General features: G+C 57.6%; 9 protein-coding genes. 4 read left to right on the top strand and 5 right to left on the bottom strand.

All coding sequences use genetic code 11. From position 1 onward, the window contains the following. Positions 1-186: 186 nt before the first annotated feature. On the bottom strand, positions 187-2,388 hold the full coding sequence (locus tag H4V98_RS04855; protein WP_280757311.1) for a S8 family peptidase: 2,202 nt from the start codon (positions 2,386-2,388) through the stop codon (positions 187-189). Positions 2,389-2,525: 137 nt separating this feature from the next. On the opposite strand from H4V98_RS04855, the gene H4V98_RS04850 reads away from it, so the two are divergent. From H4V98_RS04850 to H4V98_RS04835, 4 genes are all read left to right on the top strand, one after another. Continuing rightward, positions 2,526-2,921 (top strand): transposase, encoded by a 396-nt coding sequence (locus tag H4V98_RS04850; RefSeq protein WP_280757188.1) that lies wholly within the window; start codon positions 2,526-2,528, stop codon positions 2,919-2,921. Further along, positions 2,918-3,265, top strand: a complete 348-nt coding sequence (gene tnpB, locus H4V98_RS04845; protein WP_280757187.1) for an IS66 family insertion sequence element accessory protein TnpB — start codon at positions 2,918-2,920, stop codon at positions 3,263-3,265. The genes H4V98_RS04850 and tnpB overlap by 4 nt, the downstream gene beginning before the upstream one ends. 137 nt (positions 3,266-3,402) lie before the next feature. Beyond that, positions 3,403-5,007, top strand: coding sequence for an IS66 family transposase (locus H4V98_RS04840; RefSeq protein ID WP_280757186.1), 1,605 nt, complete (start codon positions 3,403-3,405; stop codon positions 5,005-5,007). A gap of 44 nt (positions 5,008-5,051) precedes the next feature. After that, positions 5,052-5,678 carry a plasmid pRiA4b ORF-3 family protein gene (locus H4V98_RS04835; protein WP_280757185.1) on the top strand — a complete coding sequence of 209 codons (627 nt, stop codon included), beginning with the start codon at positions 5,052-5,054 and terminating at the stop codon, positions 5,676-5,678. A gap of 324 nt (positions 5,679-6,002) precedes the next feature. Here the strand turns inward: H4V98_RS04835 and H4V98_RS04830 are convergent, their stop codons facing one another. The 4 genes from H4V98_RS04830 to H4V98_RS04815 all read right to left on the bottom strand — a co-directional run bounded on the left by H4V98_RS04830 (position 6,003) and on the right by H4V98_RS04815 (position 12,506). Continuing rightward, positions 6,003-7,010, bottom strand: a complete 1,008-nt coding sequence (locus H4V98_RS04830; RefSeq protein WP_196865124.1) for an AAA family ATPase — start codon at positions 7,008-7,010, stop codon at positions 6,003-6,005. 384 nt (positions 7,011-7,394) lie between these two features. Beyond that, positions 7,395-7,610: a hypothetical protein gene (locus H4V98_RS04825; protein WP_280757310.1), complete on the bottom strand. Its 216-nt coding sequence runs from the start codon at positions 7,608-7,610 to the stop codon at positions 7,395-7,397. 130 nt (positions 7,611-7,740) lie between these two features. After that, positions 7,741-9,594, bottom strand: a complete 1,854-nt coding sequence (locus H4V98_RS04820) for an AAA family ATPase (protein WP_280757309.1) — start codon at positions 9,592-9,594, stop codon at positions 7,741-7,743. Positions 9,595-9,785: 191 nt separating this feature from the next. Further along, positions 9,786-12,506 (bottom strand): DNA polymerase, encoded by a 2,721-nt coding sequence (locus H4V98_RS04815; protein WP_280757308.1) that lies wholly within the window; start codon positions 12,504-12,506, stop codon positions 9,786-9,788. Positions 12,507-12,513 lie beyond the last annotated feature (7 nt).

The raw sequence follows: 12,513 nt of genomic DNA, 5'->3' as shown, positions 1-12,513 counted from the left end.
ATTTTGCTCGATAGTACAACCACATACTGATAGTTCTTTCCGGCACAGCCGGCACACCGACACGATAAACATGCTTGCTGCGCAGTGCCAGTGTGCCAGTGTGCCAGTGTGCCAGTGTGCCAGTGTGCCAGTGTGCCAGTGTGCCAGTGTGCCAGTGTGGAGCATTGAGGCTGGATAGGCGCGCTTCTAGCTCACCTCAATAGGAACTGCGAGAGATTGCTCGATCTCTTGCTGGACAGCGGCGTAGAGGTCTTGAACAACCTCTGGCGCTTCAATCGAGACCAGCAGTGCATATCTCGCCATTTGCTCGTGTCGATCAAGAGCCGGTCGATTGCGCCACCAGCCCATTGTTGGATAAATGGCGATCTGGCCACGATTTGCCAACTCAGCAGCGGGACCGGTCCAGGTATCACTTAACAATGACCCACGGCGCCGCAACATCTCGCCAATAAACCAATTTCCATCACCGACAGTTTGCGCTGGAAGCCCATCCTCTTCATCACGTGCGCGAGCATTTATACGTGCACGAAAGGTGGCTTCATTCTCCAGCGGTCGGCGAACGGCGAAGCGTAGTGCATGCGACTGATACGCATATTTATTGGCTGCGCCCCGGTCACCAGGATTTGGTTCAATAAAGTAGGAAAGTGTCACGCGCAAGGTGACATTCGTATTGCCCAAGCCCTCCAGTATGTCGGTCGGCCATGGCAAAGCATGGAGATGCATATCCCGCGTCTTGATGGCACTCTTGACCTTTTCATAGGGCTGCAACTGGTCTTGCACGATCAGGGTCAGCGAATTCGCGGCGCTCCACAATGCGCGTTGTACATTTGGCACACCGTAGCCGCAATGGCGCAGCAACCTCGTGAGCGAGACTCGGCTTTTCTGATGGCCGAGATACTGCTCCAGCATCTTTGGCGTCCAGCGCGCCGAATGAACCATAAGGGCTCGCACGGTCTCCGGCCAAAACGAGGGATAAGCAACCCCAATTTCTGCACCAAGCTTGGTTGCAAGCGCCGTAGCTGCGCTGGTGGCGTGTGTGGTCGTGAAGGACCGTAGCAAAGGCTCGCGATGGGTTGTAAGCAGCGAAAGACTCGACGCTGTGCTAGTAAACCCGCCCGGCTCAATCGCTGCATTCCCCCCCTCCATGACGATGTCTGGCTTGAAGGGCCAGTCGGAGGACCATGTACACGAAGTGGTTGTGAACGGACTCAAATCATCCACGGCTGCAATGGCTTGGTAATGTGCCATGTTGGGTTCAGTGATGTTGGTCAACTGAGAGTAGGCACCAACCGTAATGGCATTCCATGCCTGAGATGGATCCTGAATTCCATTGGTTGCCAGACTGGCTGGATGCTCAGCCCATGCATGGGTGTCCTGAGTATTGCCTGCTGAAAGGAAAAACAAACGTGGGGTCGCGCCCTGATATTCATAATCGGAAGCTAGGCGATCAATGACTGCCGACCAAGAAGACGGTCGACCACGGTCGCGCCCGTCATCAGCGGTCACAGACATACTGAAGATTCGCCGACGATTTGCGGCGGATATCTCAACACGTCCTACGGCCTCTATTGTCAAGTCGCCGTATGATTCACCTTGGTTTCCACCAGCGTGCTGCAGAACCTTAACTGATTCAAGTCTATGAGCAACGAGCAAAGGCATACCATCAGCCAATGCAGGTCCGAGATCGCCGAGCAATGATAGTCCAGCAAGTTCAGTTCCATGACCGTCAGCATCGGCAACGCCCCAACCAGGCTCCACACTATGCAGGTCGGCACTAGCCACAAATGGCGCAAGCAGCGGATGGCCGTTGTTAACGCCGGTGTCTAGAAGTGTCACATAGAGCGAATTTTCCTCAGTATTACCGGTACCAAGCCGCGACTGCAATTCATTGGCCCACTCAGCCTGTTCGTGAGGATTAAGGGAGTCAAAGAAAGCGGCAGTGTCTTTCGCACGCCGTAGCTCAGCGATGGAGTTCAGCAGAAGCGGGGCTTGAAGTAGCTGCGCCTTTGTCCCATGCAATGTTACGACTGATCGCTCCGGGAAGAACAGCGCTCGTTCTCGGGTCTGCATTCCAGCCAGCGAAGCAAGGTGGCGAAAATCATCAATAGATTGCTGCCGATGTTGGCCGGCGGGCAACCATACCTCCCACCAGATCGCCTGCTGGTCGTCGGTCGGAAGTACCTCAGTAGAGTCAGTCCACACAGCGTCGAAGGTGGCAACACGAACTGACCGGATGGCGTCGACGAGTTTTTGGTTGTCTATAGGACGCTGAAGCGAATTTTTTCGCTCAGCAACGTAGTCCACCAACAAATTCTCAAAGTGAAGGATTTTTCCGTCTGGCACAAACACGGTAGCAAAAACCTGGTCACCCACCTTACGCACATTCATTAGCTCAATGCCGCTGTGATCCCGAGCCGTAAGCGTCCGACGAATACCATTCTTGCGCGAGGTTGATGGGCCGGGCAGTATCCGGGGAGTTGCACGCCATCATGGTGTGCACTCAACCCGGACAAGTGCACACCGTCATGGAACCTCCCAAAGATCCCCTCAAGGCCACCAAGCGCAGACACAGCGCAGCCTTCAAACGCAAGCTCGTCAAGCTGACCGAGCAGGCCGGCGCCTCGGTCGCGGCCATCGCGCTGGCGCACGGCATCAATGCCAATTTGCTGTTCAAGTGGCGGCGCGCACAATCTGGCCGCCCGGCGCGGCTCAAGCCCGTCACGCAGGCCGTACTGCTGCCGGTCACGATGGATCCCTTGCCACCGGCAAGCGCGGTCATCGATTTGCCAGCGCCAACGGTGCGGGCACCGGCGGCCGGCGTCATCGAGATTGAAGTGGGCGGCGCGCGCGTGCGACTGCGCGGCAGCGTCGATCCGGCCAGTGTGCGCTGCGTGCTCCAGGCCCTGCGGGACGCGCCGTGATCGGCCTGCCGGCGGGCACGCGCGTGTGGCTGGCCGCTGGCCTGACGGACATGCGCCGAGGCTTTGACGGCCTGGCCGCCTTGGCGCAAGGCGCGCTGGCGCAAGATCCCTTCTCGGGCCATGTGTTTGTCTTTCGGGGCCGGCGCGGTGACATCGTCAAACTGCTGTGGTGGGACGGCCAGGGCATGTGCCTGTTTGCCAAGCGCCTGGAGAGGGGCCGCTTCGTCTGGCCGCAGGCCGACGCCGGGGCGGTCTCGCTGAGCCCGGCGCAGTTGTCCATGCTGCTCGAAGGCATCGACTGGCGCATGCCGGTGCGCACCTGGCAGCCCACGCTCGCTGCCTGAGTTCATGAACGGATGACCTGCTCTGCCGAAGGGGCGCGCACGGGGAGCCGGGTGGAGGTAACACCACATGCGGGGGCTACCCGCAACCGTGAAACCCCTTCTTTTGGCGTGCCGGTTTTGCTGGCAAAGTGGCGCCCATGAGTTCACACGCGCTGCTGCAACAAATCGATGCCTTGAAGCAAGGCGTCGCGCAGCGTGACGAGCAGATCGGCGCGCTGCGCCTGGCCATCGACAAACTCACGCTGGAGCTGTTCCATCTCAGGCGCATGCGCTACGGGCGCTCGAGCGAGAAGGTGGACAGCGCCCAGTCACAAGTGCAGGCGCCTGGCGTGGCACTCGTGCCAGCGGGTGACGCGGGGGAGGCCTTGCAAGGCGCCCCCGTCGCCGACCTTGAGGACGCCCGCAAAAAGCGCCAGGCCGCTTCCCGCCGCACCGCCCCCCGCCAACTGCCCGGGCATCTGCCGCGCCAGGAGATGATTCACCTCGCATCAAGCGACTGCACTTGCCCGGGGTGCGGCACCGAACTGCGCCAAATTGGCCAGGACACCTCCGAAGTGCTGGAGTACCAGCCTGGCAGCTTCCGGGTCGTGCGCCACGTGCGCCCCAGACTCGCCTGTGTCCGCTGTCACACGATCGTGCAGGCTTCCGCGCCGAGCCGTCCCATTGATCGTGGCCTGGCAGGCGCCGGACTCATCACGCAGGTGTTGGTGGGCAAGTTCTGCGACCACCTGCCGCTGTACCGCCAGAGCCAGATCTACGCCCGCCAGGGCGTGGTGCTTGAGCGCTCCACGCTGGCGGACTGGGTGGCCGGCGCGGCGCGGCTGCTCCAGCCTTTGGCCGATGCCGTGCGCCGCTACGTCCTGCGGGCGGGCAAGATCCACACCGATGACACGCCCGTGCCGGTGCTCAGCCCGGGCCGTGGCACGACCCGCACGGCCCGGCTGTGGGTGTACGCGCGCGATGACAGGCCAAGCGGCGATGCGTCGCCGCCAGCGGTGTGGTTTCAGTATTCCCCGGACCGCAAAGGCGAGCATCCCAGGGGCCACCTCGCGGGCTTTGCCGGCACCTTGCAGGCCGACGCGTTCGCGGGCTACGACGCCCTGTTTGCCGATGGCCAGGTCGTCGAAGCGGCTTGCTGGGCTCATGCCCGGAGAAAGTACTATGAAATCCACAAGGGACAGGACGAGATGCCCGGCACGCTGGCCCATCAGGCGCTGCTGCGCATCGGGGTGCTGTACGCCATCGAGAAAGACATTCGGGGCAAGCCCGCAGAGGAACGCCGGCGCCAGCGGCAAAGCCGCGCCAAACCCCTGGTCGAGGCGATGCACGGCTGGCTCCATGACGCCCTTGGCCAGCTCTCGGCCAAGTCGTCCATGGCGCAGGCCATTGGTTACTCGCTGAACCATTGGCAGGCGCTCACGCGTTTCGTGGACGACGGGCACATCGAGATGGACAACAACGCGGCCGAGCGGGCGCTGCGCGCAGTCGTCCTCGGGCGTAAGAATTACCTGCACTTTGGCTCAGACGCCGGCGGCGAGCGCGCCGCCGTGATTTACACCCTGATCGGCTCGTGCAAGCTCAATGGCATTGATCCCCAGGCCTACCTGCACCATGTGCTGGAGCGCATTGCCGACCATCCGATCAACCGGATTGACGAGTTGCTGCCCTGGCGGGTGGCCGAGCGGCTCCGGCCTGCGTGGCCAGCAGCCCAGCAAACGCAGGACATGGCGCGCGCAGCCTGATGCGGGCCACGGCCTGTCCACCGATTTCGCTACAGTAGCCAAACATGACTGCCAAGCTGCACCGACTGCCAGGAGGCGCGAAGAAACCCGGGGCCAAAACCGCAGCCAATGCAAATGGCGAACTGCGGGCGTACCAACTCCATGTCGAGCTTGAATGGGTGTACCCCAAGGTCTGGCGCCGCCTCTTGGTGCCCACCACGATCGACCTCTCGCGCCTGCATGTCGCGCTCCTGTGGGGCACGGGCTGGCAAGGCGGGCATCTGCATGAGTTCGTCTTTGCCGATGCTAATTACGGCCCGTTGGAGCCGGATTGGGACTTGCCTGAAGGCGTGATCGATGAGGCCAGCGTCACGCTTGAAGAGGCGCTGTGCGCGCGCAGGACGTTCCTCTACGTCTACGACTTCGGGGACAACTGGCGCCACAAGGTCAAGGTGGAAAAAACCGTCACGCTTGACGCGCCGCTGTCGCTGGCGTTGTGCCTGGCCGGAGAAAACGCCTGTCCGCCTGAGGATGTAGGCGGCGCGCCGGGCTACGAGGACTTCGTGCAGGCATTGGCCGATCCAGCCCACCCGGAGCACGACGAACTTAAAAAATGGATCGGCCGCCCGTTTGACCCTGCCGCATTCGACGTGGCCCAAATCAACCAGTGGCTCAACCACACAGAGTCTTGAGTTTCAATACGGGTACTGGGCGGACGCTTACCCCGAGCCAAGCTTTCAGCAGCCATCTTTACTCCATGCATGCTTTCGAATTCGACCTGCACGCCGATGGCTGTTTGAACGTTAGCTTGCTGCTGTTGAGCTATGAGTGCTTGCTGGGCCACTTCGACTTGTGCAAACTGCTGTCGAAGTTCCGCTGCGTGCATCTGTCGATTTTGCGGCGGAACCACTGTAGGGCTGCCTCCGCCCATTGAAGGCGCTGTAAAGTGCTCTGTTCTGCTGGTGTTTTGAAGAAAGATATGGGGTCGGAGTGCGCCTGTGGCCATAGATATCTAATTATTGTTTTCCATGACCGTCAGTACGCTTTTTTGCAGCCTGCCGGCTTTCCAGTAGCTTCAGCAATGCTGCCGGCACAATCTGGTCGACATCCCGCATAACAGCATCCTTAAGCGTGTCATCTATAGCCCGCGATATGTCGGCATGGCTAAGCCCGCCCGCTGCAGCGACAAGATCGTTCCAGACCTTTTTCGTGCCGCGCATGTAGCGAGCCACTCTCACTTGCAGCAGTTTATGAATTTCGTCAGGCGAGGGAACGTGGTACTCGATCACATCGTCGAAGCGTCGAAAGAGAGCTTGATCCAAAATTTCGGGATGATTGGTCGCAGCCACGATCACGCTGCTTGAGTCGTCTTGCTCAATCATCAACAGAAAACTGTTGAGAATTCGACGAACCTCACCAACATCGTTGGCTAAACCTCGCTGACTGCCGATAGCATCGAACTCGTCGAAGAAATACACCCCCCGCGTTGACTGGACCGCGTCGAAGACCTGTCGCAGTTTCGCAGCCGTCTCACCCATGAATTTTGTGATGAGCGCATCTAGGCGAACAACAAACAAAGGCACCCCCAACTCACCGGCCAGGGCCGCAGCGGTCATTGTCTTTCCTGTTCCAGAAGGTCCCACCAATAGAATTTTTCGACGTGGATGCAACCCATGTTCACGCAGCTTTGTCATGTACCGCTGCTCCTTGAGAACGCGCTGCAAGCTGTGTTCTACGTCATTGGAGAGCACCATATCGCCAAAGCGGCGACTAGGGTAAGAAACACTTAGCAACGAAGCCAGTTCGCCTTTCGGCCTTGCCAGAGGCACTGGAGCAGCCGAAATTTCGTTAGGCACGCGCTTTGCCTTGGCTGCATCGATCAGTTCGCGCATCTCTTCAGCAAGCCGTCCATGACCTTGCTTTGCCTCGTGCGCAGCCACCTGCATCGCTACCGAATAGAAATGGCGATCATCGCCTTCTAGGTGGGAGCGAAGCAGTGCTTTGAGCTGATCTGCGGTTGCCATAGTCTGTGTATTGTCCCGTAACTGTGAAGAAAGCCTAAGAAAAGTTTCGTATCTGTCTTTCGGCTCGGATAACCGCTGATAGTTCCTTCTGGCACAACTGGCACACTGGCACGTCGAACACCCATGTTCAGTGTCGGTGTGCCAGTAGTGTCAGTGCGAAATATCGACTGGCGAACACGGCCCACGGAAAAGTCATCGGCAGGGGGAGAAGTGGGGGAAGTTTTCCGAGGAAAGCCGCTGACCGGAAATAGACCGGACGCAAGGAGTGTTCACACTCGGAAACAAAAAAGCCAACCGCATGGGTTGGCTTTTTTGCAAGGTAAACCTTGGTGGCCTGGGGCGGAATCGAACCACCGACACAAGGATTTTCAATTCGTTTGTCGCTCAGACCAACTGTTCAACAGGTCGTCGCATCAGGGTCTTGCTAGGCTCCCACAACCTGAGATTGTTTGTTTCCGATAGAACCCTAATCCGCCCGGCCTGGACCCTTGCCTGGCTGTTTTTCCAGCCTTCAAGCGGCCATTGGATGTTGTGTTGGCAGCGCTTGATGCAACGAAAAGCAAACCAAAGACCGGCGAAAGACCGGCCGGTTTTGTTCATGAAAAAGTGTCGGCGTCGCTATCTTCCGGGTAGAAACTTTTTATGGACAGCGCATTCAAGCAGCTTGACCCTTGAAAAGACCAGCAAAAGCCCAGCCCAGTCCCTATGCATACCGACCGGCATCGCGAATCTAATCAAGCATCGCGTGAATCCGCGTCAGCCAGCTAGACAACTCGCCAGCGTCATCGCTATCGGCTAGCCTGGCAAGGGTCATCCTGCTAGCTGCGTCACGGTTCAACCGCTTCTTGACTTGGTTTACCTTGTTGCCCAGCTCTTTGCGATCGGCCAAGACTTCCGCCCACGGCTTTGCGCCAACGGCTGTTTCGTGGACCGACTGCGCCACGATCAGCGGTACGTCGCAAGTGCCGGTGAAATTGACCGCGATGACATTCAACCCCTCTGCGATCGCATCGACATGAAGGTAGTTTTCAAGCTCGCGCTTTGTCGTCATAACTGCCCACGACTTGTCATTGCGCGCATTGACTTCGTTTAGTTCTTTTTCGTACTTCGGTGGCGTTGCATCGTCGCGATCGTAAATGTGGACTTGCGGCAGGCCTAGATTCCGCAGATAGTGTTTTTCCACCCATTGCTTGAGGGAGCTTCCACCCAGAGGCACTAAGGCCACGCGTTTGTCGTTGATAAAGTCCACAACGTCAGCCATGGTTGGCTTAAGCAGTGTGGCAATGCGTTCGAAAAACTCGATGTCATTCGGTCCTTCTACAAAAACCAGCACCTGAACCCGCCGATCAGGCAATACACCAAGGTCATTTGCGATTGCGTTAAGGTCATCGTCATCCTTGCAGTGGCTAACGACCGCTGTTCCGTCTTCCTGCTTCCGAACGCACCTTAAGCTGTCGCTGGGTAACAGACCCGCCAAGCCAGGCGTGTGGGACGTAAGGAGGACCTGCGTATTGTCATCATTGGCAAGCTCTTTCAACGCCTGAACAAGAAGCCGCTGATTGTCGGGATGTTGCGAAGTTTCCGGCTCTTCAATTGCGTAAATGACGTTTAGCGCGCCTTTTGCGGAACGCCTACGCTCGGCCTCAGCGCGGAAGAAGTTCAGCAGAATCAGCCGTCGGACGCCGCTTCCACGCTTGTTGATTGGAATCCCGTTATCGCCCATAAGCCCAAACTTGAAAACGTCCCATTTAGGGTCCGCCTTGAAAAAGGGTGTCAGTTCGCTTGCCAGGCGGCTGTCCATCTCTTTGAGCTTTGCAAGGGTTCGGTTTGCGACGTCCACTGCACGTGCCCTCACCGCATCCTCAATCTCTTTTAACTTTTCGGCCTGTTCCTTGAGGGCTTGCGTAATCGCAAACTTTAGTGGATTCTGAACTTCTTCATCGCCGTCTTGGCTCGACCGATCCGAGCGAAAAAGTGCGTACATAGGCAGCTGCGCCTTAAGTTGATCCCACACCTTTTTGGCGTCTTCCTTGTCGAGAGGGATCGCTCTGCGCTCTAACGTAAGAGGTTGGCAGGCGGCCCGGATGGCCTGCCGCATGCCTGCGTTGATTGTGAGATTTACAGATGCCTCATCGAGAGCAAGTTTTTTGACTCTAGCTTTCAGTTCTGTGTTCTTCAGAGTGAGCAGGTCGTCAACATCGGTATTTGTGGGGTGCATCGCCACCGCATAAACAGCTTCTTTCAAGATTTTGGCGGTTGTATCCCACACCTTAACGATTTCCAGTTCGCCATACTCGTTCAACAACTGTTCGGCCGCTAGCGTGGTAGGTGCTGCGGTGTCGATCACGATCTCGAAAGGTAGGCTGGTGAATGCACACCCGATACGAATGATGGATGCACTGCCATGAACGCACACATCGCTATGCTCGGGCTTGCCATCATTGAAGAAGAGCTCAAGTGCCTCCAAAATTGTTGACTTGCCTGCATCGTTTTTGCCGATGAACGCGGTTAAATCTTCGATTTCGATGCGGGTCCGCATGTTGTAGCCGCGATAGTTCTCAAGGATGACAGCTGAAAGTTTCATAACGGCCTTTAATACTCAATGTGCGTTGAGAATAACGACTTTGATACAAATTGCAACACATTCGCATGTTTTCAAGAAAAATTAATCCACTTCGTTTTGAACCGTGAAGAAAACCAGCTAGAGCCCAGCCAGTAAAAATGCCCATGCAAGCTGAACTGCATGGGCACTAAAAACCAGCGCTGGCTAGCAGGTCACGTCCCTGTCGGCACCACCAGGAACTGATCAACCTCAAGCGCCGGAAACTGCGCTTTCAAGACATCGAGCAACGCCCTGACCTGCGGCGAGTCTGGCACCACGCCCTCAACCAGCGAGGCGCGCTTCGCATTCTTGAGTTCATCGGCCTTTGTCGGATACCCCAGGGCAGTCAGCCAGGCGGCAAGCTGAGGGTAGCTCATGGTCCGCGTCAGCCCCCAGGCACCTTGTGCATAAGCACGCAAAAACCCCCGCCGGGCCAGCCCTAAAGTGCCTTCAGCCGTCGCGTTAATGCCCGTGCCCCGTGCGCCAGCTTTTTGTCGCTTGGCCCTGGCACCAGCAAACTGGTAGTGCTCCTGCCAGCGCTGGTAGTCATCCAGTGTTTTCAAGCAGTTCTTGCGCCGCCATTCATCAAAATAGGCACGCGCGCGCTCGCCCTCGCTGGCGGTCGGCCAGGGCACCGTTTCAAACACTAAGTGCTCCACTCCATGCGCAGCACGCATCGAAGGGTTGCAGGGACGGCGTTTCATATCAAACTCCATGTTGAGCGAAACATCCTGCGTTTTCATGAACACATCCTCGCCGGTGACCCACTGATCGCGCATGGATGTGAAAGAGCGGGTCTGCGTCTTGTCGCCGGTCTGGCGGTTGAGAAACAAGTCCAGCATGTAGGCGTTGTGGTCCTTCTTTCGAAGCGAAGGCGGCGGCGAGACACCGGCTTTCGCCAGCACGACGTCGCCATCACCATAGGGCTCGGCCGTCAGCTGCCCACGGGTCCTAAACGGGATGAGCTGGCTGACCTGATGCTTGCATTCCAGCATGCCCTTATCTGGCGCGACGCGCTCGCACAAGGCCTGATAGCGCCTCGCCATGGGACCGTTCAAGTCCAGATCCTTTTGATCGGCTGTCGTCAAAAACCCATCAGTGGTCACGCTGACGACCTGATGATGGGCAGGAATGCTGTTCATGGTTTCAGCCAGCACAGCGCGCACAAAGCCGGTGGTGTGAGCCGCCATCGCCGCGTTGGTGATCTGCGAATGCGGCAAATTCACCGTCTTCAGAGTGCGAGATTCAAACACGCGCTTTTCGTGCAAGCCCTGAGCCGTTTTGCCATAACAGGAGTTGCCCAGCAGCTTGGCGTACTGTTCACGCAGGCTGCCCTTGGGATGCGCGGCCCGCAGTTCGCGGATGCGCTTGGTGAAAGGCTCGAAGATGCGGTCATCACCGGTTTTCCACGTATAGACGATGCCATGCAGCACTTCAATCTCACACCCCAGACTCAAGGCGACTTCGATTTCCGGCGCGGTGCAGTAACTCTCGCCCGCCATCGGAAACACCAAACCCAGCCGCTCATGGCGAACCGGCAGGACAGGGTATCGGACCGTCTCGGGATGGGAGAACTTCACCCATGCGAAGCCCAGGGTATGGCCTCGGAAATCTTCAGGATTTGTCGTGAACTTCACTCTGTACTCGAAATGGCACAGGTCCACCAGGCCGGTCGTGTAAGCCCCAGCCAAGTCAAAATCGTTCCAGATGCCAATTTCGGTGGGTCCGAACAGATAGCACTCGTTGCGCCCGCCGTGATAGCAATCCGAAATAAACGGTTCATGGATGGCGCGAAAGCCGGTCGCCACATCCTCTGTGATTGTTTTCACGCCGCCCTTGCCGCGCTCGCCGCTTTTGCTATAGAGCGTGTCAGAAACGGTTTTCAGGCCAAACACGTCATGGTAATCCGCTCCACTGGCCTCCAAGGATTTGAGAAACATTTTCACGCCCAGCCCGCTCGCTGTCGCTGGCAAGGACTTTGCTCCCGTCTGCGTCCGGGCAAAGTCCTGCAGTTTCAGCATATACCGGACTGGAATTTCCGCATCGCGCAGTCCATAGGCCTCAAAGGCCGGTTTGTCACCTTGAAGCAACTCGCCCATGCGGGCAATGTCATAGCCTTCGGGCAAATCCAACTTAGGGCAACCCAAAATGTCGCCCATCTGTTTCAGCGATGTTCCCTCAGGCGCATGACGCGTTGTGTCAATGAATCGGATTTTCATCAAGCGCATGACGCTGTTGTCATCCACCACTGATGAACGGTTGCGGGTGATGTTGGCAACATCCTGTGGGTCAAGCTCCGCCTCCAAGACGGCGTCTTTCCCAAGAGTGGCAGCGCGCCCGCCCACATTGTCGATCTGGTGCTTGAACTGGGCCAGATCAGAAAAAGCCGCAAGGTCAACCCGCACAACAAAGCCGCAAACAATGATGCGCGAGGGCCATTCATATACAAAGCCCTTGGCCATCGCCTCGGCAATGACCGTGGCTAGTGATTTGGCAAAGTTGAGCCGGTCATCCTTGTGAAAACCCTTGGGATACATGACGCGGGGATAGGAGCCGTGTTCACCGATCAGAAAAAACTGCACTGAAAGAATGTTGTTCTGGTTTGTCACTGGGTCGAACTCCCACTCGGCGTCCAGGCCGACGTGGAGTTCGGGGCCGCGTCCGGGGCAAGGCCTTGTCGGATCAGCCGCAAAATCCTTGAGTTCGTTGTCGGCAACCTGCAATTGCCGTTCAAGGTCGGCTTCAGGGTCAAAAAAAGAATCATCGAAAGGGTCAAGTTCAAGCTCTGAAAGGGGGTCGGTGTATGTCTGCTGTATATAGTCCCCTGCGCCTGAGCTACACCGCTCTTCGGCTGGCAGGGAAAAATCGGATTCGTGGCTGGAATTGATGGTCATGAGGTTG

Source organism: Polaromonas sp. CG_23.6 (assembly GCF_029892315.1).
GTDB lineage: Bacteria > Pseudomonadota > Gammaproteobacteria > Burkholderiales > Burkholderiaceae_C > Polaromonas.
The sequence above is the reverse complement of the archived record's forward strand: the minus strand, read 5'-3'. Positions and strand labels throughout refer to the sequence as shown.

Excerpts from the sequence above, each read along its gene's own strand:
- H4V98_RS04855 (WP_280757311.1), bottom strand. The coding sequence starts at position 2,388 with ATGAATGTGCGTAAGGTGGGTGACCAGGTTTTTGCTACCGTGTTTGTG.
- H4V98_RS04850 (WP_280757188.1), top strand. The coding sequence starts at position 2,526 with ATGGAACCTCCCAAAGATCCCCTCAAGGCCACCAAGCGCAGACACAGC.
- H4V98_RS04840 (WP_280757186.1), top strand. The coding sequence starts at position 3,403 with ATGAGTTCACACGCGCTGCTGCAACAAATCGATGCCTTGAAGCAAGGC.
- H4V98_RS04835 (WP_280757185.1), top strand. The coding sequence starts at position 5,052 with ATGACTGCCAAGCTGCACCGACTGCCAGGAGGCGCGAAGAAACCCGGG.
- H4V98_RS04830 (WP_196865124.1), bottom strand. The coding sequence starts at position 7,010 with ATGGCAACCGCAGATCAGCTCAAAGCACTGCTTCGCTCCCACCTAGAA.
- H4V98_RS04825 (WP_280757310.1), bottom strand. The coding sequence starts at position 7,610 with ATGAACAAAACCGGCCGGTCTTTCGCCGGTCTTTGGTTTGCTTTTCGT.
- H4V98_RS04820 (WP_280757309.1), bottom strand. The coding sequence starts at position 9,594 with ATGAAACTTTCAGCTGTCATCCTTGAGAACTATCGCGGCTACAACATG.
- H4V98_RS04815 (WP_280757308.1), bottom strand. The coding sequence starts at position 12,506 with ATGACCATCAATTCCAGCCACGAATCCGATTTTTCCCTGCCAGCCGAA.